Genomic DNA, 21392 nt, shown 5'->3' on the forward strand with positions numbered 1-21392 from the left:
CGCCGCAATCGAGACTTACATCGACGCCTGGAACGAACGCTGCCAGCCGTTCACCTGGACCAAGACCGCCGACGAAATCCTCACCAAAGCAACCGGCGGTCAAAGATCATCGTTCACGCGACACTAGCTCGACCGCCTTCGGTCCTCCATTGTCACTGGCCGTTGACAGCGCTACGCGCTCACAGGCGCAACAGCTGGCCGTCGCCTCCACGCGCACTTCGCGGCAGTCCCCCATTCCACTGGCCCCTGGTGATACTGCGTCGAGGCGGCGTGCGCGGGTAGACCTGGACCTCGCGCAACGAAGCGATCGCCAAGCCGCGCACGAGCCCAACTGTGCTAAATTACGTGGTCTGCGGTCAGGATTGGATGATGACGCTATGTCGCTTCCGTGCGCGAGACGAGCATGGTGGTGCAATGTCGGCGCCGTCATAATGTTGGTCTGCGGCTGCAGCGGCGTTCACACTCAGCCCACATTTCGGAGACCGAGTCCGCCTGCGCCGTCTGGTCATTGTCCGAGTGGGGCTAACCGTATCGTCAAGTGACGGACATACCATCACCCCCACCTGTCAGGGTAGTGGTCGGCGCTGTCTTTGAGGCCGTATCGAAGGCCGGTAGTTATCCTACTTCTAATTCCACGAATATCGTCGCTCTGTGCGTCCTTCAAGAAGGCACCACGTTCACGACGTATTTTCGCGCAGATGCGCCCGGGCGAGCGGTTATAACTTCAGCTACGGCGGGTTGTGGGCCGTGCGCGCAGCTCAACCTGTCTGCAAATATCGTGGTCGGCCCCCTGGTTTCGCCAGCAGCGTAATTCATCCCTACATTCCGATTGTCGGCGCACGAGCAGAGAAGGCATACACGGACCAGGTCGGGAGCAGCTGTGAGAAGGTGAGGCGCCTCCTCCGTAGTGCAGTCGGAAACCACCGATTCGAGACGCGCAGCCCATCATTAACACTTACTGGCGCTGCGCAAAACCCAACGTCGGAAAGTTCGGGTGTCGACGGAATGCGCTCCCAGAGCCGGTCCGACTCCCGTCATTCGGATCAGTGAGCAGCCTCGTAGGCTTCTACCACCGCGCCGGAGATGCGCCCACGCGTTGAGACCTCATAGCCGTTGGCCGTTGCCCACTCGCGAATCGAGGCAAGCTCGGACGGGACGACTTACGACCCGCTGAACCGCCACGCTTGGCTCGCGGAGAAGAGGTAACCCGAGCGGACGCAGTCCCCGCTTGGGAGAGCCGCAAACAGCTGATGCAGCATAAACAGAAGGACCCCCGGCTACGCCGGAGGCCCTTCTGATCCGAGGGAATCACTCCTACTCGGTCTGGCCGATATTTCTTCCGGCCGATGTTTTGAGTAAGACCAAACTGGTCGGGGTGGCGGGATTTGAACCCACGGCCTCTTCGTCCCGAACGAAGCGCGCTACCAAGCTGCGCCACACCCCGGCTGCAACCGGTCCAGCATAGCGGACGATCCCAGCGGTGTGGGCATCCGGGGAGCCGCCGGAGCGTCAGTGCGGCCGGGCGTCGCGGGCCACCAGCGTGAGCAGCACGGCTTCGGGACGGCAGGCGATCCGGAACGGCATGAACGGGTTCGTGCCCAGCCCCGCGCAGACGTTGAACCACATCCGCGAGTCCCACTGGTGCAGCCATCGCGCCCGGTGCACGTCGATGCCGCAGTTGGTGACGATGGCCGGCCCGAACGGCACCCGGATCTGGCCGCCGTGGGTGTGCCCCGCCAGCACCAGGTCATAGCCGTCGCCGGTGAACGAGTTGAGCATCGCGGGTTCGGGCGAGTGGATCACGCCGATCCGCACAGCGGCATCCGGATCGGCGGCACCGGCGATCTTGGCGTAGCGAGCCCGGCGCAGGTGCGGGTCATCGGTTCCGGCCAGGGCGATCGATACCCCGGCCACGTCCACTGTCGCCCGCTGGTGGGTCAGGTCGAGCCAGCCCGCACCCGCCATCGCGGCGGCGAGCTCCGCCCAGGGCATTCGCTTGCGCCCGGTCAGGTCACCGGTCTTGTCCGGCAGGAAGTACCGTGCCGGGTTCTTCGGCTGGGGGAGGTAGTAGTCGTTGTTGCCGGGAACGAACGCGCCGGGAAAGTCGAACAACGGCCCGAGCGCCGCCATGATCGCCGGAATGCCATTGGGGTCCGAGCTGGTGTCACCGGTGTTGATCACGTAGTCAGGGCGCAGCCGCGCCAGGTCCGAGATCCAGGCCTGCTTCCGCTTCTGCGCAGCCGTCAGGTGCAGATCCGAGATGTGCAGCACCCGGAGCTCCGGCGTGCCCGGGTCGAGCACCGGCACGTCGAAGCGGCGCAGGGTGAACAGGTTGCGCTCGACCAGGCCGCCGTACGCGGCGGTCACCGCTCCGAGGGCTCCGACGGCGACAACGCTGCGACGTAATCCGGATGGGTGAGCATCGCAGCGAGCGCCGGCGAGCGAGGAGCGGAGCGAAGGTAGCGACGCGGACATGCGGCTCAGACTACGGGCGCTCCGCACCGTGAATATCGGGCCGACCAGCCAGGGCCGGGCACTAGCCTGGATCCATGACCGCGCTCAAGGATCAGCTGAAGTCCGACCTGACGACCGCCATGAAGGCTCGCGACGAGCTCAGGACCGCCACCCTGCGGATGCTGCTCACCGCGGTCACGAATGAGGAGGTCGCCGGGTCCAGTGCGCGGGAACTGAGCGATGACGAGATTCTGAAGGTCATCAACCGTGAGGCGAAGAAGCGTCGGGAGGCGGCGGAGGCGTTCGGTGGGGCTGGTCGGGACGAGCAGGCCAGCCGTGAGCTGGCTGAAGAAACCGTGCTGACCACCTACCTGCCCGCCCAGTTGACCGATGTCGAACTCACCGGCCTGGTGCGCCAGGCCATTGCCGAGGCGGGCGCCACCGAGCCCCGCCAGCTGGGCCTCGTTATGAAGAGCGTGGCCCCGCGAGTGGCCGGCCGGGCGGATGGCAAGCGGGTCTCGGACGAGGTGCGGCGCCAGCTCGCGTCCTGAATCCGGACGTTAGAGCTCTGGCATTTGGATCGGGCGGGTTGACGGGGGTGTCAGGTACCGTGACCTGATGCTGCCCAGGAAAGCCCTATTTGCCCTTGCGCTATTGCTGATCCTGGCCGCATGCACGAAAGCGCCACAGTCGCAGAACGTGATCTCGGCGGGTCCATCAGTCGGTGGCACGGGTTCGAGCGCCACCGCGACGGGCATTGCGACGGCAAGCCCGGTGGCGCCGAGCAGCAGCAAACCGGCTGTGCCGAGCAAGCCCGTCCATGTGTCCACGCTCGAGAGCGACGGCGGCACGTTCGGCGTGGGCATGCCCATCATCGCCTGGTTCAATGTCGCCCCCACCAGCGGCGTGGCCTTCGCGAAGGCGACCACGGTCACCGCCGACGGCAAGCCGCTGAAGGGTGCCTGGTACTTCGAGCGAACCTCGCACGCCGGAGCCAAGCTCGAAGGCCACTTCCGCCCTCGGGGGTACTGGCCGGCGCACGCCCACATCAACCTGGACCTGCCGGTCAAGGGGCTGAGTGCGGGCAAGGGCCTGGTCTTCGACGACAGCCTCACGCTGTCGATCGCCACCGGTGCGGCGAACATCTCGACGGTGGACGCCAAGAGCCTGCGGATGACGGTGCGTACCGACGGCAAGGTCTACGGAACGTTTCCGGTCTCCCTGGGCGCGGCGAACACGCCGACCTTGCGCGGCACCAAGGTGATCATGGATAAGGGCGCCGACATCTCGATGCGCGGCCCCGGGTATTTCGACCCGCACGTGCAGTGGACGCAGCGCCTCACCTACGGCGGGGAGTACCTGCATGCGGCCCCGTGGAACATCCGCAACCTCGGCGTGCGCAGTACGTCCAACGGCTGCACCAACCTGAGCCCGGCGGCGGCGAAGAAGTTGTACGGCTTCCTCCGCTTCGGCGATCTGGTGCTGTTCCCCAACGCCGGCGGCTCGCGGATGCAGCTGGGTCAGGGTTACGGCGACTGGAACCTTGACTGGGCCATCTGGCAGACCGGCGGCGCGATCAAGACCGCCTGACAGTTCACCATCCGTCCGGGCGCGAGGCCCATCGCCACCGTAGACCGCCTGTTGATCAGCGGTGGCCGGGTGGCTTCGTGATCGGGGCCGGCAAGGTCCGGGGCGCGGTCGGCAAGGTCCGGGCCGCGGTCGGCGTGCCGACCGGCGGTGGGACGATTACGGACGGCGCCGGCTGGGTGAAGCTCGGCACCGAAGCGCTCGACACCGGAGGGCTCGGCGCGGTCAGGCTCGGCGCGTTATACCCGGGCTGCGTGTAGGTCGGCTGGGTGTAGTCGGGTTGCGTGTAGGTCGGTTGGGTGTAGTCGGGCTGGCTGTAGCTCGGCTGGCTGTAGTCGGGCTGGGTGTAGTTGGGTTGCGTGTAGTTGGGTTGCCGGTACCGGAGGTAGGGCTGGCGGTACACCGGTGCGGTGTGGACCTGCGGGCCGACACCGGTCGACAGGCACAGCGAGATGGTGGCGCCGGGTTCGGCGATCTGCGGTCCGTAGAAGGCGACGTTGCCGGGGGCGACCCGGCTGCCGCAGGGCACGCTGAACGGCTTGCCGACGAACCCCTTCGAGGCGAGCAGCGCCCTTGCCGCGTCCTCGGTCAGATTCGTCACCGCGGGGACCGGGCTGCCAGGCGTCGAGTCGGCGGTCGGCCACGTCCAGTGCTGCCGGACCAGTGTCGGCCGGTACGCCAGCAGCCAGAACTTCGAGGCGGCCGCGCCGAAGGTGTCCAGTCCCGAGTTCGACTCGGTGATGCCCGGCACGTCGGAAATCCGCTGGGTCGGCTTCTGCGGGTTCACCAGGGCCGCCGCGGATACCAGATCGGGTGTGATGCCGACGAACCAGAGTGCGGAGTTGCCCTGGTCGTCGACATTGCGCTTGGTGATCGGGTCGTACTTGCTGCTGTTGTTCGTCCCGGTCTTGGCCGCGATCAGGCTGCCGCCGTTGTTGTACCAGTCGCCGAAGAACCTGCCGGCGGTTCCGTACGTGCTGTGGGTGTCATTGGTCATGATGTTGACCAGGGTGCGCGCCACATACGAGTCGTACTGGCGCGTGCAACCGGCGTGTGCCTTGAGGGCGATCGGCTTGCCCGCGCTGTCGGTGACCGACTTGACCGGCGTCGGGGGGCAGAACACGCCGTCGTTGGCCAGTGCGGCGAACGCGCCGGTGAGCTGCAGGACGGACGTCGAATCCTGCCCGAGGGTGAACGTCGGCTGTCGGTTGTCGATGACGCCCTGGCCGATGCTCTTGCCGGTCGGGTTTCCGTTGCCGTCGAGGAGGGGGCTGTCCAGATGCGTCATGCCCAGGCTCATCGCCGTGTTGACGATCGGGGAGAGGTCGCAGCCGAACAGCTCGTCCTCCATCGCGACGAAATAGGTGTTGGAGGACTCCGGTAGCGCCTTCTCCAGCGGCAGGGTGTCGTTGTAGTGGCCGGCGTTGTGGGCGACGTAGCGCTTGCCCTGCTCGTCGACCGGGCAGTTCTTCGCCGTCCACTGGTTGTTGGCGGTCGTCAGCGCGTAGCTGGGGGGTACGCCGGCCTTCATGGCAGCCAGCGCGGTGAAGTATTTGTATGTCGAGCCGGCCCCGGCGTAGGCCTTGGTGAACAGCTTGTCGACCGAGTAGCCGGGGTCGCCCGCCTTCACGCCGTACTTCACGTCGGTGATCATGCTCGTGACCGCGCCCGAGCTGGGCGTCACCGACGGCATGGCCAGGAGGTAGCCGCGTCCGTGCGTGGGGTCGAGCCCGCTCTGCGTCCAGATTGCGTCCTGGCCCTGGTTCTGCAGGTTGGGGTCCAGGGTGGTGACGATGCTGTAGCCAGCGGTGTTGATCCGCTGCTCGCTGAGGCCGCCGACTCCTGTCAGCCAGTCGGTCACGTAGTCGCAGAAGAATCCGACGTTCTCGATCTTGGCGTTGGCGAAGGAGCATCCTCGGGGAACCGGGGTTCGCGTGGCCAGCCGGACCGGCGTGGCCTTCGCCCCCGCGGCCTCGGCGGCGGTGATGTAGTTCTGCGCTGCCATGTTCGAGATCACCAGGTCCCGCCGTTGCCGGGCCGCCTGCGGATGGTTGAACGGGTCCAGCGCGGATGGCGCCTTGACCAATCCGACGAGCAGCGCCGCCTGTGGCACGGTCAGCGCGCTGACGTCGATGCCGAAGAATGTCTGTGCCGCGGTCTGGATGCCGTAGGAGTTCTCACCGAACGCGGCGATGTTCAGGTACTTCCCGAGGATCTGCGGCTTGTTGTTGTCCCGCTCGATCTTGAGGGCGCACTGCGCGTCCAGGATCTTGCGGTCCACGTTCTGGTCGATAGCGGCGGCACGCTCGACGTCGGTGGTCGCCTGGTAATACCGCACCTGCTTGACGTACTGCTCGGTCAGCGTCGACGCGCCCTGGGTGTCGCCACGTGAGGTCTTGAGAGCGCCGCGGATCAGGCCGCGCATATCGACGCCGTGATGCTCGTAGAACCGGCGGTCCTCGGTGGAGATCAGCGCGTTCGTGACCGCTTTCGGGACCTTCGACAGCGACACCACCTGCCGGTTCTGGTCGAAAAGGGTGGCGATCACCGTTTTTCTGTCGTTGGCGTACATTGTGGTCTTCTGCTGCACCGGCTCTTCGATGAGGTTGCACTGGGTGTCGAGGAACTTGTCCGCGCCCGCCTTGGTGGCGAGGCCGGCACCGCCGACATAGGGCAGGGCGACCCCTGCCGCCAGGACGCCGACGATCGCCACCAAGCCCGACAGCTTGCCGAGCTTCGACAGGATCGTCACTCCGGATGCGCGCGCCACGGGGCGTAAGACTACGCGAGGGCTCTGTCCAGGCTCGGTTTCTCGGGGAGATTGTTAATTCGCAGCTAATGGTGACGCTTTGCAAACGCGCCATTACCTACAGTATACAAACGACCGTTGGGGACAATCTGCCGCGTAGTGCTTCAAGAAGCTCGTAAAGCTTCAATCTCATATCAGGCTATTGCAGATACGAAGGTTGATCACCTACCGTCCGATCAGGTAGCTGACATTTTGTTGGTGTGAGTTTTTTAGAGCGGGGGATGCATGACTGCATCACGAGTGCCTGAGCGTCCGAAGGTCGCCTGGGATACGGCCTGGGCGTCGCGCGGCGCGTGCCGGGATATCGATCCCGAAACGCTGTTCGTGGTGGGTGCGGCTCAGCACAAGGCCAAAGCCATCTGCATGGGCTGCCCGGTTCGGGTGGACTGCCTTGCCGACGCGCTGGACAGCGGAGCAGAGTTCGGCGTCTGGGGCGGTATGACCGAGCGCGAGCGGCGGACCTTGCTCCGGCGCCGGCCCGACATCAACTCGTGGCGCTCCTTCTTCCAGACCGCCCAGCGTTCCGAGGACTACGCGACGCCCGCGATACGGTAGGCCGCTAAACCGCCAGAGCCGAGCCCACTGCCCGCAGTCCGGCCAGATCATGGATGTCGGCGGGCAGTGCCGGCACCTCGTGCTGTGCGACATCCGGGTGGGCGGCGCCGAAACGGGCGACCATCGAACGATCGTGCTGGGCTGCCTCCGCGCACTCCGCGTGCACGGCCAGTGCCGCGGCGGTCAGGTCGGTCGCGGGACCCTGCTCCGGCAACCGGCTCAGGCGCTCGGCGGCCTCGACCGCGCGCTGGGCCGTCAGTCCGGCCGCGGCCGTGCGCACCCGGTTCAGCACCACTCCGGCCAGCGGCATGCCCTCTTTCTGCAACCGCTCGACGAAGAAGGATGCCTCCCGCAGCGCATCGGGCTCCGGCGAGGCGACCACAACGAAGGCCGTACCGGGCGCCTTGAGCAGCTCGTAGGTCTGTTCGGCGCGCTCGCGGAACCCCCCGAACATGGTCTCCAGGGACGCGACGAAGGACGAGACGTTGCTCAGCAGCTCGTTGCCCAGGATCTTGTAGAGCACCTTGCTGAACACCGAGAACGACGCGGTGACCACCTTGAGATAAGCCTTGCCCCCGGCGCGGGCCGGTGCCGTCAGCAGTCGGATCATCCGCCCGTCGAGAAAGCGGCCCAGCCGTTGCGGGGCGTCCAGGAAGTCCAATGCCGAGCGCGACGGCGGCGTGTCCACCACGATCAGGTCCCAGCCACCGTGCTCGATGAGCTGCCCGCGCAATTGCGACAGCTTCTCCATCGCCATGTACTCCTGCGTGCCCGCGAACGATGCCGACAGCGACTGGTAGAAGGGATTGGCGAAGATCTGCTCGGCCTTCTCGGCCGTCGTGTTCGCGGTGACCACCTCGTCGAAGGTGCGCTTCATGTCCAGCATCATTGCCAGCAGCGCGCCGTCGCCGTCCACACCCGCGACCTTGCGGGGGGTGTTGTCGAGCTGGCTGAGTCCCAGCGACTGCGCCAGCCGGCGAGCCGGGTCGATCGTCAGCACGACCACCTTTCGGCCCTGCTCCGCTGCCCGCAGCGCGAGCGCCGCCGCGGTGGTCGTCTTGCCGACCCCGCCACTGCCGCAGGTGACGACGACCTTGAGGTCCGGGTCCTTGAGCAGCGCGTCGATGTCGAAGACGGGAGGCGTGTGTCGAGGGCTCATTCGGACCACGTTTCGATGTCGAGGGCGTCGGCAAGCTCGTACAGGGTTCCGAGATCCATCGGCGGGGCGAGCTCGGGCAGCCGGGTGATCGGCATGCCGACCTCGGCCAGGTCGGCCTCCGCCCGGATCTGGACGTCCTGCCGCTCGGCGTAGTCGGCGACCTCGGACGCCAGGTCCGAGGCCAGCGCCGGATCGAGACCGGCCTCGCCCAGTCCCTCTGCGAGCAGCGACTCGTCCGGCCGGCCGGCCGCGACCAGGACCGGACGGGCCCGGTTCACCAGCACCCGGCCGAGGTGGTAGCCGGCGCCGCGCAGCTCGGTGGCCGCGTCGATGGTCTCCTGAACCGGCATCTCTTCGAGCAGCGTGACGATGTGGACGCGCGTGAGGGAGGAGTGCAGCAACTCGATGACTCCGATGCTCTGCCGGTAGATCGGTCCCATCTTGGTCAGCCCGGCAACCTCGTTCGTCGTCTCGAGGAAGTGGGTGATCCGGCCGGTGGGCGGCGCGTCCAGCACCACGGCGTCGAAGGCGGACTTGCCGTTGCGGCCGGTGCGGATGACGGCCTCTTTCACCTTGCCGGTCAGCAGGACGTCGCGCATGCCGGGCGCGATGGTGGTGACGAAGTCGATCGCCCCCATTCTGCGCAGCACCGAGGCGCCACGCTTGATGGAGTAGAACATCTCGAGGTACTCCATCATGGCCGTCTCGGGGTCGACCGACAGCCCGATCACCTCGCCGCCGCTGGTCGCGGCCAGCCGTCGCTCGGTGGACGGCAACGGCGGATTGTCGAAGAGCTGGGCCAGGCCCTGGCGGCCTTCGACCTCGATGAGCAGGACGCGCTTGGACTGCCGCGCCAGGGCGAGCGCCAGGGAGCCGGCGACGGTGGTCTTGCCGGTCCCGCCCTTGCCCGTCACGATGTGCAGTCTGGGAGAGGGATCTCTGGTGGGCACAAAGTCAGCGTACAAACTCACCGGGTAGGTTTCGCCACGTAACCGGTCCGCCAGAGGTCCGACCCACACTCGTTGGAGGCACCGCATGACGTCGATCTCAGCCCGGCTGGCCGAACTGGGCGTCGAATTGCCGCCGATTCCCGCGCCGCTGGCCGCCTATGTTCCGGCCGTCCGTACCGGCCAGCACGTGTTCACCTCCGGCCAGCTGCCGACGGTGGGCGGCACCCTGCAGGCCACCGGAAAGGTCGGCGCGGAGGTCACTGCCGAAGAGGCGACCGGGTACGCCCGCACCTGCGCGCTGAACGCGCTGGCGGCGGTGCATGCGCTGGTCGGCATCGACTCCGTCGTCCGGGTCGTCAAGGTCGTCGGCTTCGTGGCATCCACGCCCGACTTCACCGGCCACCCCGCGGTCGTCAACGGGGCCTCGAACTTTCTCGGCGAGGTGTTCGGTGCGGCGGGTGCCCACGCGCGCTCGGCCGTCGGCGTGGCCGCCCTGCCACTGGACGCCCCGGTCGAGGTCGAGCTGATCGTCGAGGTTCGCTGACCATGAGCGTGGCCGTGCCCGCCCGAGAGGCAGCCACCGTCGTGCTGCTGCGCGACGCCCCGGCCGGCTTGCAGACGTGGTTGCTGCGCCGGGTGCCCAAGATGACCTTCGCCCCCGGCATGTCGGTGTTCCCGGGTGGCGGAGTCGATCCGGTGGACGCGAGCGGTCCGTCCGCGTCGACTGCCGGTGCCGTGGCAGAGCAGTTCGGCATTACGCCGGAGCAGGCCGAGGTACTGCTGCGCACGGCCGCGCGGGAAATCCGTGAAGAGACCGATGTGGCGCTGCCGCTGGAGAGCATCCGGCCCTGGGCGCGCTGGATCACGCCCCAGGCCGAACCCCGGCGCTATGACACCTACTTCTTCGTGGCGGCGGTGCCTTCCGGCGGGCAGGCGGCAGCCGTGACGGGCGAGGCCTCGCACGCCGACTGGATCGCCATTTCCGACGCCCTGGCCGAGTACGAGCGCGACGAGCGGCCGATGTTGCCCCCGACCGTGGCGAACCTGATCGAACTGTCCGCGTTCGCACAGGTGGCCGATGTGCTCGCCGCCACCGCGCAGCGGACGATACGGCCGGTGCAGCCGGTGCTGCGCCAGGACGAGACCGGGGCGTGGGTGGCCGATCTCGGTGACGGCCGAACGCTGCTGCCCGAGTCGTTCGTCACCGCGTCGGGGCGCAAGCTGTCCGACGGACCGCGCCCCGACGCTGATGCTGCTGCCGCTGGTGAACCCGCCGCGGGCGAGCCGGCGCCGTGACCCTGGCGTACGAGGCGCTGCGCCAGGTCACCCCGACCGCGGCGGTGGTGCTGGCGGACAACCCGTCCGCGATGACCCTGGACGGCACCAACACCTGGCTGCTGCGCGACGACCCGAGCCGCCGCGCCGCGGTCGTCATCGATCCCGGCCCGGACGACGAGGCACACCTGCGCGCGGTTCTGGACGCGGCCGGCTCGGTGCCGCTGATCCTGCTCACCCATGGCCACGCCGATCACTCCGCGGGCGCCGGGCGCCTCGCCGAACTCACCGGCGCTCCGGTGCTGGCCCTGGACCCCGCGCACCGTTACGGCGGGCAGGGCCTCGCCGAGGGAGCCGTACTGGACGGGGTCGGCGTGCGGATGGAGGTCTGGGCCACGCCGGGGCATACCGCGGACTCGCTGTGTTTCGTCCTTCCCAGTCTCTTCGGGGCTTCCGCTGAGCCGGCCGCGGTGCTCACCGGCGACAGCATCCTCGGCCGGGGCACCACCGTGGTCGCGCACCCCGACGGTGTGCTCGCCGACTACCTGTACTCACTACGCCGGCTCGCCGAGCTGACCGGGGTGGCTGTGCTGCCGGGACACGGATCGGAGCTGGCGGACGCCGGGGCCGCGGCGCAGGCCTACCTCAGCCATCGCGAGCAGCGGCTGGCGCAGGTACGGGCGGCGCTCGGCGCGGGGGACGGCACAGCGGAGGAGATCGTCCGCCGGGTGTATGCCGACGTCGACCGGGCGCTGTGGCCGGCCGCCGAGCTGTCAGTACGCGCGCAGCTCGCCTACCTGCGAGCCACCGAGGGCTGATCGGCTGTCAGTTGAACCGATTGCTGGTCGAACCGGGCGTGCTCAGCGCGCCCGGCGCGCCAGCCGCTCGCGGTCCAGGATGACCACGCTCTTGCCCTCGAGCCGCAGCCAGCCGCGCTGGGCGAAGTCCGCCAGCGCCTTGTTCACGGTTTCGCGGGAGGCACCGACGAGCTGCGCCAGCTCTTCCTGGGTCAGATCGTGGGTGACCCGGAGCTGGCCGCCGTCCACCGAGCCGAAGCGCTGTGCCAGCTGAAGGAGCTGCTTCGCGACCCGGCCGGGGACGTCAACGAAGATCAGGTCGGCCAGCATGGTGTTGGTACGGCGCAAGCGGCGAGCGACGACCCGCAGCAGCTGCAGGGCTATCTGCGGCCGCTCGGTGATCCAGTCGGTGAGTGCCGCCTTCGGCAGCCGGGCCACCCGAGCATCGGTGACCACCACGGCGGTCGAGGTACGGGGTCCGGGATCGAACAGGGACAGCTCGCCGAACTGGTCGGACGGCCCCATCACCGCGACCAGATTCTCGCGCCCGTCGGAGGACCTGCGTCCGAGTTTCACCTTGCCGGTGAGCACGATGTAGAGGCTGTCGCCGGGCTCGCCCTCGTTGAAAAGGGTGGTGCCACGGGGCGCGTCGAAGATCTCGAACTGGTTGCCAAGGGCTTCGATGTCGGTCGGATCGACACCTTGGAACAACCCGGCTCGGCGGAGCATCTCGTCCACGCCAGCTCCCTCTTCCCTCTCGCGCGCAACCGCGCTGTTCTGTCGCGCAGGATCGCGCGCGTGCCCTTGGCGGATTGTAAGGTGTGCGGGCCCTCGATGTGCCGCGACCCGCGCGTATGCCGGTGCCCGACAGCTGACGCGCACAAAACGGCTAGCGCTGCCGAGCCTGCCCACTGCCGCCGGGACGTCGCCGGAGCCGCCGGCGGAATCTCGACATCGCCGATTCCGGTCCCTCGCGGACCAGGGTGTTCAGCTCGTCGGGGTTGGCGTGGTCCAGAAACTCCTCGACCTCGCGTTGGACCGCGACGCGCGTCAGCGGCTCCTCGATGCGCTCCATGATCAGCATGAAGGCCATCAGCAGGACAGGAAAGAGGAGTACCAGAAATCCGATCATCGTGGCTGTCATTGTGCCCCAATATGCTGGTGGGCGTGGCGAAGACAACGGCGCGTATCGAACGGCAAGAATCCGACTGGCAGGAATCGAGCCTGGCCCTGACCCGGCGAGCCCGGCGGATAGACCGGGAGCTGGCCCAGCTGTACCCGCACGCGCACTGCGAGCTGGACTTCTCGAGCCCGCTGGAGCTGTCGGTCGCCACCATCCTGTCCGCCCAGTGCACCGACAAGAAGGTCAACGAGGTCACCCCGGCGGTCTTCGCCAAGTACCCGGACGCGGCCGCGTACGCCGCCGCGGATCGCGCCGAACTCGAGGACCTCATCCACGCCACCGGGTTCTTCCGCGCCAAGACCAACAGCCTGATCCGGCTCGGGCAGGAGCTGGTGGAGCGCTTCGACGGCGAGGTGCCCGCCAGCCTGGACGAGCTGGTCACCCTGCCGGGCTTCGGCCGCAAGACCGCCAACGTGGTGCTGGGCAACGCCTTCGGCATACCCGGCATCACCGTCGACACCCATTTCGGCCGACTGTCCCAGCGCTGGAAGTGGACGGAGAACACCGATCCGGTGAAGGTCGAGTCCGACGTCGCCGCACTGATCCCGCGCAAGGACTGGACGATGCTGTCGCACCGCGTCATCTGGCACGGCCGCCGGATGTGCCACGCACGCCGGCCGGCCTGCGGGGTGTGCCCCATCGCCAGGCTGTGCCCGTCCGCCGGCATCGGCGAGAGGGATCCGGTCGCGGCCGCGAAGCTGGTCAAGAGCCCGTCCCAGACCGATCCGGAACTCGCCGGATGAGCCACCCGGCACAGCACAGCATCGCCGTGCCGCAGTGGCTGAGCCCGCTGGCCGAGGCGGCCGGCACCGTCGAGGCCCGGGACCTGTCGCGGTTCGTTCCGCCGTCCGACGGCAGCGGCAGGCATTCGGCGGTGCTGATGCTGTTCGCCTCCCCGGACGGCGTCGAGGCAGCCGACGTGCTGCTGTTGCAGCGCGCCGCGACGCTGCGCAGTCACGCCGGCCAGGTCGCCTTTCCCGGCGGCGCCACCGATCCGGAGGACGCCTCGTCCAGGGCCACGGCGCTGCGCGAGGCCGAGGAGGAGGTCGGCGTCCGGCCCCAGACCGTCGACGTGCTGGCCGAGCTGCCCGCGCTGTGGCTGCCGCCGTCCGGTTTCGTCGTCACACCGGTGCTGGCGTACTGGCGGGAGCCGCACCCCGTCGGGATCGTGGACGAGGCGGAGGTCGCCGGGGTTCGCCGGGCGCCGTTGGCCGAGCTGCTCGATCCCGCGAACCGGTTCACCGTGCGGCACCCGTCCGGATTCACCGGACCCGGCTTCGAGGTGAGCGGCCTGTTCGTGTGGGGGTTCACCGCCGGGCTGCTCGACCGGCTGCTGCGCCTGGCCGGGTGGGAGCGACCGTGGAACCGCGACGCCGTCCGGGGACTGCCCGAAGCGAGCTGACCGCCGGGCGCACTCCGGTCCGGGCTCACATCCGCGGCGGGTACGTTCGGATGGTGCCCATCCCCAGCTGGACCCGACCGGTCACCGGTCACCGCCGTGCTCCCGCCTGCGTGTGCGCCGCCGCGACTGCCGCGGTGTTGCTGACCGGCTGCCAGACCGAGTCGGCCATCAACCGGAACCCGCACGAGGGCGCGACCACCGCCTCGGCGCAGGCCGGCGTGCAGCAGGTCACCATCACCACCGACCAGACCTATCGCTTCTACCCGTCCACGATCACGGTGCACCCCGGCAAGGTGAAGATCACGCTGAAGCACACCGGTACGGGCGCGCCGCACGACTGGTCGCTGCAGGGTTTTCCCGCCGACAATGTGCCGCTGATCGATCCCGGTGAGACCAGGTCGGTGGAGTTCACCGCGCCGGCGCCGGGCACGTACACCTTCGTGTGCACGATCCACATCGCCCAGGGGCAGACCGGCAAGCTCGTCGTGCTGGGCAGCTAGCCGAGTTTTGCCCACCGGATGAGCTCGTCCGACACCCGTTCGGGAACCTCGTGCTGGGGAAAGTGCCCCACGCCGATCAGCAGCTGCCACTCGTAGTCGGCCGAGACATGCCGCGACGAGCCCTGGGCGGTGGCGGGCAGCACGCAGCCGTCGAAGTCGCCGTGCAGTTGCAGCACCGGCCTGGTGATCGGCTGCCGCATGGATGCCGCGTACGCCCTGCCGTCCGGGCGGGGTAGCGAGCGCACCGCCCAGCGGAAGAACTCCAGCGAGCAGTGCGCGGTCGGGTGAATGCGGATGGCTTCGGCATAGCGCCGCACCGCGCTGACATAGTTCGGGGTGCCGCGCCACCGCGGGCCGGACCAGCTGTCGAACAGTTGACGGATGAAGACCCCGTCCCTGCTGAGCAGGCGCTCGCCGTAGCGCGGGACCTGGAAGGTCGTCAGCGCGTAGGACGAGGCATGGCGTTGAGCCCCGTGCGCGGACAGGATGGCCGACCGGAGCCGCAGCGGATGGGCGGCCCCCAGCACCGCGATCCGGCGGACCACCTGCGGATGGTGCGCGGCGATGGTCCAGGCCAGCAGGCCACCGACGTCCGTGCCGACGATGACGGCGTCCCGGGCGCCCAGGGCGGTGACCAGCTGCGCGATGTCAGAGGCCATGGTGGTCGCGTCATAGCCCCGGGGCGTCTTGTCCGAGGCTCCGTAGCCGCGCAGGTCCACCGCGACGGCCCGGTAACCGGCGTCGGCGAGGTCGGTGAGCTGGCGGTTCCAGGTCCACCAGAACGTCGGCATGCCGTGCAGCAGCAGCACCAGCGGGCCCTCGCCCGCCTCGACCACATGCAGGGCGATGCCGTTGGCCCGGATCGTCCGGTGGGTCCACGGTCCGTTGACCAGGACGACGGAGTCGTCGGGGCTGCTCAAGGCGGCTGGCTATGCCCGGTGCGTCGGCTGGTGAGCCGTCGCCTGCCGCAGCGCGGTGACGGTATCCCTGGTGCTGTCGATCGTCTGCTGCGGAGCCTTGACGCGCTTAACCTTGCGGATGCCCATCAGCACCAGCACGCCGGCCATCGCGATCAGGACCACGAACACGATCAGGTACGCCAGCCAGCGCCAGACGCCCAGGGCGACCAGTCCCTCGGCCAGCGCGATCAGGCCGAAGATCAGGGCGAACACACCCAGCACAGCCGCGGCGGCGAACATCCCCGCGCCGGTGCCGGCGTTCTTGACCGAAGCCTTGACCTCGAGCTTGGCCAGTTCGATCTCACCGTGCAGCAGGGTGCTGAAGCTGCTGGAGGCCTGAGCGACCAGGGTGCCGATCGAGACCTGGTCACCTGTCACCTGTGTCGAACCATGGTTTGCGGTCACCCGTCGGGATCCCTTCGCTCGTGTTGTGCGCAGACCTGCGCCGTTACCACTGAATCATGCCCGAACCCTGGGCAAACCCACGAACCCGCATCGCCGGGGCCGCTGCGGAGACCACTCCGGCCCACTCCGCCGAGCAGTTCGCGGTCAACGTAACGGCGGCGGCCGAGCTGACCCGGCTGCTGCTGCCCGCCCTGCGCGCGGCCGGCGGCACCGTGGTGTTCGTGAACTCCGGGTCCGGGCTGAACGCGCGGGCTCCGCTGGCAACCTATGCCGCGTCGAAGTTCGCGCTGCGGGCCTACGCGGACGCATTGCGCAGCGAGGAGCCGCAGCTTCGGATGAGCACGGTGTACCCCGGGCGGACCTCGACCGGGGTGCAGCGCGAGGTTCGGGCAGCCGAAGCCGGCGAGTACGACGAGAACGACTACCTGCGGCCCGAGACGGTGGCGGGCGTGCTGGCCTCGGTACTGGCGCTTCCCGCGGACGGCCTCATCTGCGATCTGACGCTCCGGCCGTTCAGCCTTCGGACTTCGTGCCCGCCAGCCCTTCCGAGATCAGCGCCATCACCGACGAGTCGGCCAGTGTCGTCACGTCTCCGACGGCCCGGTGCTCGGCGACATCGCGCAGCAGCCGCCGCATGATCTTTCCGGACCGGGTCTTCGGAAGCTCGGCGACGACCAGGATCTGGCGCGGCTTGGCGATCGCTCCGATCTCGACGGCCACGTGGTTGCGCAGTTCGGTCACCATCTCGGCACCTCCATCGGCAGCGGTGCCACGCAGGATGACGAACGCGACGATCGCCTGGCCGGTGGTGGGGTCATTCGCGCCGACCACGGCGGCCTCGGCAACGGACGGGTGCGACACCAGCGCCGACTCGACCTCGGTGGTGGAGATCCGGTGGCCCGATATGTTCATCACGTCGTCGACCCGGCCGAGCAGCCACAGGTCGCCGTCGGTGTCCTTCTTGGCCCCGTCCCCGGCGAAGTAGTAGCCCTGCTCGGCGAACCGCGACCAGTACGTGTCGACGAACCGCTCCTCGTCGCCCCAGATGCCGCGCAGCATGGACGGCCACGGCTCGGTGAGCACCAGCAGGCCGCCGCCGCCGTTCGGAACGGGCTTGCCCTGGTCGTCCACCACGTCCGCGCTGACGCCGGGCAGCGCTCGCATCGCCGAACCGGGCTTGCTGGCGGTCACCCCGGGCAGCGGGCTGATCATGATGGCCCCGGTTTCGGTCTGCCACCAAGTATCGACCACGGGCGCGACGTCGGAGCCGATGACGCGGCGGTACCACATCCACGCCTCGGGGTTGATCGGTTCACCGACCGAGCCGAGCACCCGCAGCGAGGACAGGTCGAACTTCGCCGGGATGTCCTCACCCCACTTCATGAACGTCCGGATCGCCGTCGGCGCGGTGTAGAGGATCGACACCTTGTACTTCTCGACGATCTCCCAGAACCTGCCGCGATGCGGGGTGTCCGGGGTTCCCTCGTAGATGACCTGGGTGGCACCGTTGGCGAGCGGGCCGTAGACGATGTAGCTGTGCCCGGTGACCCAACCGATGTCGGCGGTGCACCAGTACACATCCGTCTCCGGCTTGAGGTCGAAGGCTGCGTGATGGGTATATGCGACCTGCGTGAGATAACCGCCAGTGGTGTGCATGATGCCCTTGGGCTTGCCCGTCGTTCCGGAGGTGTAGAGGATGAACAGCGGGTTCTCGGCGTCGAAGGCCTGGGCCTCGTGCGTGTCGGCCTGGGCGGCCAGCGCGTCGTCCCACCAGGTGTCACGGCCCTCGGTGAGGCTGACCTCGTTGCCGCCGCGCTTGACGACCAGAACGTGTTCGACCGTCGTCTCGCCCTTGGCCAGCGCCTCGTCCACGATCGGCTTGAGGCCGAACACCGAGCCGCGGCGGTAGCCGCCATCGGCGGTGATGACCAGCTTCACCTGGGCATCGATCACCCGGTCATGGATTGCCTGGGCGGAGAAGCCGCCGAAGATCACCGAGTGGACGGCGCCGATCCGGGCGCACGCCAGCATCGACACGACCGCCTCCGGAATCATCGGCAGGTACACCGCGACCCGGTCGCCCTGCTGGATGCCCAGTTCGGTGAGCGCATTCGCGGCCCGTGCGACGAGTTTCTGGAGTTCGGCGTAGCTGATCGAGCGGGTGTCACGGGGCTCGCCCTCGAAGTGCAGGGCGATCTTGTCGCCGCGACCGGCGTCGACGTGCCGGTCGACGCAGTTCACCGAGGCGTTCAGGGTGCCACCCACGAACCACGCGGCGAAGGGGGCCGCCGTCCAGTCCAGGGTCTGCGTCCAGTCGGTCGCCCAGTCCAGCCGGCGGGCCTGGGCGTCCCAGAACGCCAGCCGGTCGGCGGCGGCGGTTTCGTAGGCGTCCGCGGCGTAATTGGCGGCGGCCGCGAACTCTTCCGACGGCGGGAACCTGCGCTCCTCGTGCAGCAGGTTCGACAGTCCTTCGTTCGGTTCGCTCATTTCGCTCCTTCGTCCGTAACCGGCTGGGCACCTGCCCGGCACGGCGTTTCGCAGCACCGACGGTAGCCTGCCGCGCCTCGATGGAGAAGATGGAGCCGACCTCGGACGCCGCTGCGGTGATACCGCAACATATCGCCCGCGCGCGGACGGTCGCATGGGCGTTGGCTACCGTTCGGTAGGTGAGCTCCGATCCGTTAGCGCCCCTGTTGGACCTGCCCGGTGTGACCGAGGCCGTGACGGCCAGCCGGCAGTCGGTCGACACCCTGCTCGGCAACCGCGTGCTGCGCCGCCGGTCCTCCGACGTGTCGGCCGAGTCGTTGCTGCGCGGCGCCTGGGCATCGGCGGTGCTGGACGGCTCCGGCGCCACCTTGGCCGAGCTCCGCGCCGGCGAGGCCAAGGACCCGATCGTGCAGGGCGCGCTGCGGGTGTCCTCGGAGCTGGCCGTGCTCGCCGACATCTGGCCGACGGCGCACCGGCAGGTGCTGGCCCGGCTGCATGCCCTGGCCGCCGCCGACCTCGCCGACCCGGAGTCGCTCGGCCGCCCGCGCCCGGACCGCGAGGTGGCGCATCGCCTGGACGTGCTGGCCGACGTGCTGGCGGAAACCGAGGCGCCCGCGGTGGTGGTCGCCGCGATCGTGCAGGCGGAGGTGCTGAGCCTGGATGCCTTCGCTCCGGCGTCCGGGGTGGTGGCCCGGACGGCCGCCCGGCTGACGCTGATCTCGCGCGGCCTGGACCCCAAGTCGCTCGGCGCCTTGGAAGTCGGGCATTTGGAGGCCCGGCACGAGCTGGCCGAGGCGCTGGCGGCCTATCGCACCGGCCGGCCCGAGGGCGTCGGCCAGTGGCTCCTGCACTGCTGCCATGCCGTCGAGCTCGGGGCCCGCGAGTCACTCGCCATCTGTGAGGCGATCCAGCGTGGCTGATCCACTCGTGGCTGATCCGCTTGTCGTGACGGTGGGCGAGGAGCTGCTCCGTCGCTATCTGCGCGGCCCGCACGCATCCTGGCTGCAGGCGACCCGGGTGGTGGCCGTCGACGAGCGAGGGCTGTTGCTGTGGTTGCCCGTCGGCGCGGGTTTCGCATCGCGCATCAAGGCCGACGGCACCGCTGTCCGGGCCGAACCGATCGCGGAGTTCGGTGCCGCGCAGTTGCGTCCGGGCAGCTGGCTCGGGCGCTCGGCGCTGATTCTGATGCCGCCTGGCCGTGCGCACTCGGTGTGGTGGTGGTTCAGCGGCCACCGGTTCGACGGCTGGTACGTCAACCTCGAAACCCGCTCGCCACTGTGGGTTGAGGACGGCGTGCGCGGGGTGGATGTCTGTGATGCCGAGCTGGACGTGGTCGCGCTGCCGGATCGGACCTGGCAGTGGAAGGACGTCGACGACCTGGCCGCGGTGACGGGCCTGCCCGGTTACTGGGACGAGGACGGCGCCGCCGAGATCTGGAAAGAGGGTCACCGGGTGGTCGCCGACCTGGACGCGGGCCGGTTTCCGTTCGACGGCACGTGGTGTGACTTCGAGCCCGATCCGCGCTGGCAGGTTCCGCGGCTGCCCGAACTGGGCGGCCCCGCGTACCGCTGACGATCGATCGATCGATCGATCGGTTGGGGTGGTTGGGCCGGTTCGGCAGTGGGTACAGCGCTGACAGAGGCGAGGGCGCCGTACCGGGGTACGGCGCCCTCTGCGGTCAATCGGGTTACCAAGCGTGCACCTGCACTCGGGCGCGAGCTGGTGGGGAGCCCGCGTTCGACAGCCTTCAAGGCTGAGTCGTCGCGTGGGTGCCCGGTTGCCCACTGGCGGGAGCCTCAGCTGGTGGGGGCGGACCGCCAGAGCCAACCGAAGTTCCCGTGCCTCATTGGTACTCCGCCGGGTCGCCGCCTGGCAATAGTTACGCGAATGTTTCCGCGAAGGCCGTGGCATGAGCCGCCGGTGGTTCAGACCCGGCTCGCTCGTCGCGTGCGGTGGTGCCAGGCCAGCCCGGCCAGTCCGGCAACCGTCCCCGCTACTACCGCGCCGGTAACTCGCTGCGGCGGCCGCAGCCCTGACAGCCGTTCGCGCAGCGGAACCACGTTGGTGAATGCCAGCACCGGCCAGCCGTTCTCCACAGCGAGCTTGCGGAGTGCCTTGTCCGGATTGACGGCGTAGGCGTGCCCGACCGCTTCGAGCATCGGCACGTCGGTGATGGAGTCGGAGTAGGCGAAGCTCTGATCGAGGTCGTAGCCCCGCTCTTCAGCCAGCGCGCGCAGACCGGCAGCCTTGTGTGGGCCGTAGGCGTAGAACTCGACCTCACCGGTGTAGCGGCCCTCGTTCACGACCATCCGGGTCGCGATGACGTGATCCGCGCCGACCATCTCACCGATCGGACGGACCACCTCGTCCCCGGAGGAGGAGATGATGACGATGTCGCGACCGGCCGCCTTGTGCTCGCCGATCAGGTCGACGGCCTCGTTGTAGACCAGCGGATCGATGATCTCGTGCAACGTCTCGGTGACGATGTCGCGGATCTGCTGTACGTCCCAGCCGGCGCACATGGCGGTCAGGTAGTCCCGCATCCGGTCCATCTGGTCCTCGTCCGCGCCGGCCAGGGCGAAGAGGAACTGGGCGTAGGCGCTGCGGAGCACGGTGCGGCGATTGATCAGGCCGCCTTGGTAGAAGGGCCTTCCGAACGCCAGGGTGGACGACTTGGCGATGATCGTCTTGTCGAGATCGAAGAACGCCGCAGAGCTAGCCATCTGGTGAGGATAGCCAGCCAGCTGGTGAGCTGCCTGTCAACCGTCACGCTGAGTGCGAGTTGTAATGCCCAGCGTGGCTACCGAGGTCCCTGTCCACAGCGCCCGCGGTTGTCCACAGATCGCTGCGGGGCGGCGCTGAGCTGCCCG

22 protein-coding genes, 1 tRNA gene and 1 pseudogene are annotated in these 21392 nt (G+C 68.6%); 12 read left to right on the top strand and 12 right to left on the bottom strand.

Translation table 11 applies throughout. The features are described 5' to 3' along the window. Positions 1-1043: 1043 nt before the first annotated feature. The 3 genes from RM423_RS25805 to RM423_RS18455 form a co-directional block, all read right to left on the bottom strand. Positions 1044-1136, bottom strand: a complete 93-nt coding sequence (locus tag RM423_RS25805; protein ID WP_396327787.1) for an Lsr2 family DNA-binding protein — start codon at positions 1134-1136, stop codon at positions 1044-1046. A gap of 231 nt (positions 1137-1367) precedes the next feature. Next, positions 1368-1444: transfer RNA gene (locus RM423_RS18450), tRNA-Pro, on the bottom strand. Between the two features lie 65 nt (positions 1445-1509). Beyond that, positions 1510-2367 carry a metallophosphoesterase gene (locus RM423_RS18455; protein ID WP_311424517.1) on the bottom strand — a complete coding sequence of 286 codons (858 nt, stop codon included), beginning with the start codon at positions 2365-2367 and terminating at the stop codon, positions 1510-1512. Positions 2368-2549: 182 nt separating this feature from the next. Here RM423_RS18455 and RM423_RS18460 point away from each other — a divergent pair, with 182 nt between their 5' ends. Both RM423_RS18460 and RM423_RS18465 read left to right on the top strand, forming a co-directional pair. Then, on the top strand, positions 2550-3005 hold the full coding sequence (locus RM423_RS18460) for a GatB/YqeY domain-containing protein (protein ID WP_311424518.1): 456 nt from the start codon (positions 2550-2552) through the stop codon (positions 3003-3005). A gap of 67 nt (positions 3006-3072) precedes the next feature. Then, on the top strand, positions 3073-4044 hold the full coding sequence (locus RM423_RS18465; protein WP_311424519.1) for a L,D-transpeptidase: 972 nt from the start codon (positions 3073-3075) through the stop codon (positions 4042-4044). Positions 4045-4099: 55 nt separating this feature from the next. On the opposite strand, the gene RM423_RS18470 is transcribed toward RM423_RS18465, so the two are convergent. Continuing rightward, positions 4100-6811 (bottom strand): transglycosylase domain-containing protein, encoded by a 2712-nt coding sequence (locus RM423_RS18470; RefSeq protein WP_311424520.1) that lies wholly within the window; start codon positions 6809-6811, stop codon positions 4100-4102. A gap of 264 nt (positions 6812-7075) precedes the next feature. Here RM423_RS18470 and RM423_RS18475 point away from each other — a divergent pair, with 264 nt between their 5' ends. Next, positions 7076-7405 carry a WhiB family transcriptional regulator gene (locus tag RM423_RS18475; RefSeq protein ID WP_311424521.1) on the top strand — a complete coding sequence of 110 codons (330 nt, stop codon included), beginning with the start codon at positions 7076-7078 and terminating at the stop codon, positions 7403-7405. Positions 7406-7409: 4 nt separating this feature from the next. On the opposite strand, the gene RM423_RS18480 is transcribed toward RM423_RS18475, so the two are convergent. Both RM423_RS18480 and RM423_RS18485 read right to left on the bottom strand, forming a co-directional pair. Continuing rightward, on the bottom strand, positions 7410-8564 hold the full coding sequence (locus tag RM423_RS18480; RefSeq protein WP_311424522.1) for an ArsA family ATPase: 1155 nt from the start codon (positions 8562-8564) through the stop codon (positions 7410-7412). Beyond that, positions 8561-9478, bottom strand: a complete 918-nt coding sequence (locus RM423_RS18485; protein WP_311424523.1) for an ArsA-related P-loop ATPase — start codon at positions 9476-9478, stop codon at positions 8561-8563. Before RM423_RS18485 ends, RM423_RS18480 begins: the two co-directional genes overlap by 4 nt. A 121-nt stretch (positions 9479-9599) precedes the next feature. Between RM423_RS18485 and RM423_RS18490 the strand changes: the two genes are divergently transcribed. From RM423_RS18490 to RM423_RS18500, 3 genes are read left to right on the top strand one after another with little or no spacing between them, the layout of a single operon-like run. Further along, the gene (locus RM423_RS18490) at positions 9600-10058 is read left to right on the top strand and encodes a RidA family protein (protein WP_311424524.1); all 459 of its coding nucleotides are present in this window, start codon (positions 9600-9602) and stop codon (positions 10056-10058) included. Positions 10059-10060: 2 nt separating this feature from the next. Beyond that, complete coding sequence (locus RM423_RS18495) at positions 10061-10810, top strand: NUDIX hydrolase (protein WP_311424525.1); 750 nt, start codon at positions 10061-10063, stop codon at positions 10808-10810. Continuing rightward, complete coding sequence (locus RM423_RS18500; protein ID WP_311424526.1) at positions 10807-11607, top strand: MBL fold metallo-hydrolase; 801 nt, start codon at positions 10807-10809, stop codon at positions 11605-11607. Before RM423_RS18495 ends, RM423_RS18500 begins: the two co-directional genes overlap by 4 nt. Positions 11608-11649: 42 nt before the next feature. Here RM423_RS18500 and RM423_RS18505 read toward each other — a convergent pair whose 3' ends face one another. Both RM423_RS18505 and RM423_RS18510 read right to left on the bottom strand, forming a co-directional pair. Continuing rightward, positions 11650-12324, bottom strand: coding sequence for a Crp/Fnr family transcriptional regulator (locus RM423_RS18505; RefSeq protein WP_311424527.1), 675 nt, complete (start codon positions 12322-12324; stop codon positions 11650-11652). A 151-nt stretch (positions 12325-12475) separates the two neighbouring features. Continuing rightward, positions 12476-12730 (bottom strand): hypothetical protein, encoded by a 255-nt coding sequence (locus tag RM423_RS18510; protein ID WP_311424528.1) that lies wholly within the window; start codon positions 12728-12730, stop codon positions 12476-12478. Between the two features lie 23 nt (positions 12731-12753). Between RM423_RS18510 and nth the strand changes: the two genes are divergently transcribed. From nth to RM423_RS18525, 3 genes are read left to right on the top strand one after another with little or no spacing between them, the layout of a single operon-like run. Beyond that, on the top strand, positions 12754-13512 hold the full coding sequence (gene nth / locus RM423_RS18515) for an endonuclease III (protein ID WP_311424529.1): 759 nt from the start codon (positions 12754-12756) through the stop codon (positions 13510-13512). Next, positions 13509-14171, top strand: coding sequence for an NUDIX hydrolase (locus RM423_RS18520; RefSeq protein ID WP_311424530.1), 663 nt, complete (start codon positions 13509-13511; stop codon positions 14169-14171). The genes nth and RM423_RS18520 overlap by 4 nt, the downstream gene beginning before the upstream one ends. 53 nt (positions 14172-14224) lie before the next feature. Beyond that, the gene (locus tag RM423_RS18525; protein WP_311424531.1) at positions 14225-14671 is read left to right on the top strand and encodes a cupredoxin domain-containing protein; all 447 of its coding nucleotides are present in this window, start codon (positions 14225-14227) and stop codon (positions 14669-14671) included. Here RM423_RS18525 and RM423_RS18530 read toward each other — a convergent pair. Next, positions 14668-15591: an alpha/beta fold hydrolase gene (locus RM423_RS18530; RefSeq protein ID WP_311424532.1), complete on the bottom strand. Its 924-nt coding sequence runs from the start codon at positions 15589-15591 to the stop codon at positions 14668-14670. The two genes, RM423_RS18525 and RM423_RS18530, sit on opposite strands and share 4 nt — an antisense overlap. A gap of 9 nt (positions 15592-15600) precedes the next feature. Continuing rightward, positions 15601-16008 carry a phage holin family protein gene (locus RM423_RS18535; protein ID WP_311424533.1) on the bottom strand — a complete coding sequence of 136 codons (408 nt, stop codon included), beginning with the start codon at positions 16006-16008 and terminating at the stop codon, positions 15601-15603. An 83-nt stretch (positions 16009-16091) separates the two neighbouring features. Between RM423_RS18535 and RM423_RS18540 the strand changes: the two are divergent. Then, a pseudogene (locus RM423_RS18540) lies at positions 16092-16421 on the top strand (SDR family NAD(P)-dependent oxidoreductase); the annotation flags it as partial. Between the two features lie 127 nt (positions 16422-16548). On the opposite strand, the gene acs reads toward RM423_RS18540, so the two are convergent. After that, a complete protein-coding gene (gene acs, locus RM423_RS18545) occupies positions 16549-18522 on the bottom strand; it encodes an acetate--CoA ligase (protein ID WP_311424534.1) in 1974 nt (657 codons plus the stop codon). Positions 18523-18701: 179 nt separating this feature from the next. On the opposite strand from acs, the gene RM423_RS18550 reads away from it, so the two are divergent. Together RM423_RS18550 and RM423_RS18555 are read left to right on the top strand one after the other, a co-directional pair. Then, positions 18702-19442: an oxidoreductase gene (locus RM423_RS18550; protein WP_311424535.1), complete on the top strand. Its 741-nt coding sequence runs from the start codon at positions 18702-18704 to the stop codon at positions 19440-19442. Continuing rightward, positions 19435-20094 (top strand): DUF402 domain-containing protein, encoded by a 660-nt coding sequence (locus RM423_RS18555; protein WP_311424536.1) that lies wholly within the window; start codon positions 19435-19437, stop codon positions 20092-20094. The genes RM423_RS18550 and RM423_RS18555 overlap by 8 nt, the downstream gene beginning before the upstream one ends. A 353-nt stretch (positions 20095-20447) precedes the next feature. On the opposite strand, the gene RM423_RS18560 is transcribed toward RM423_RS18555, so the two are convergent. Beyond that, positions 20448-21245: an HAD family hydrolase gene (locus RM423_RS18560; protein ID WP_311424537.1), complete on the bottom strand. Its 798-nt coding sequence runs from the start codon at positions 21243-21245 to the stop codon at positions 20448-20450. Positions 21246-21392 lie beyond the last annotated feature (147 nt).

Source organism: Jatrophihabitans lederbergiae (assembly GCF_031845305.1).
GTDB classification, from domain to species: Bacteria; Actinomycetota; Actinomycetes; order Mycobacteriales; family Jatrophihabitantaceae; genus Jatrophihabitans_A; species Jatrophihabitans_A lederbergiae.

Excerpts from the sequence above, each read along its gene's own strand:
- RM423_RS18460 (WP_311424518.1), top strand. The coding sequence starts at position 2,550 with ATGACCGCGCTCAAGGATCAGCTGAAGTCCGACCTGACGACCGCCATG.
- RM423_RS18465 (WP_311424519.1), top strand. The coding sequence starts at position 3,073 with ATGCTGCCCAGGAAAGCCCTATTTGCCCTTGCGCTATTGCTGATCCTG.
- RM423_RS18475 (WP_311424521.1), top strand. The coding sequence starts at position 7,076 with ATGACTGCATCACGAGTGCCTGAGCGTCCGAAGGTCGCCTGGGATACG.
- RM423_RS18480 (WP_311424522.1), bottom strand. The coding sequence starts at position 8,564 with ATGAGCCCTCGACACACGCCTCCCGTCTTCGACATCGACGCGCTGCTC.
- RM423_RS18490 (WP_311424524.1), top strand. The coding sequence starts at position 9,600 with ATGACGTCGATCTCAGCCCGGCTGGCCGAACTGGGCGTCGAATTGCCG.
- RM423_RS18495 (WP_311424525.1), top strand. The coding sequence starts at position 10,061 with ATGAGCGTGGCCGTGCCCGCCCGAGAGGCAGCCACCGTCGTGCTGCTG.
- RM423_RS18510 (WP_311424528.1), bottom strand. The coding sequence starts at position 12,730 with ATGACAGCCACGATGATCGGATTTCTGGTACTCCTCTTTCCTGTCCTG.
- RM423_RS18520 (WP_311424530.1), top strand. The coding sequence starts at position 13,509 with ATGAGCCACCCGGCACAGCACAGCATCGCCGTGCCGCAGTGGCTGAGC.
- acs (WP_311424534.1), bottom strand. The coding sequence starts at position 18,522 with ATGAGCGAACCGAACGAAGGACTGTCGAACCTGCTGCACGAGGAGCGC.
- RM423_RS18560 (WP_311424537.1), bottom strand. The coding sequence starts at position 21,245 with ATGGCTAGCTCTGCGGCGTTCTTCGATCTCGACAAGACGATCATCGCC.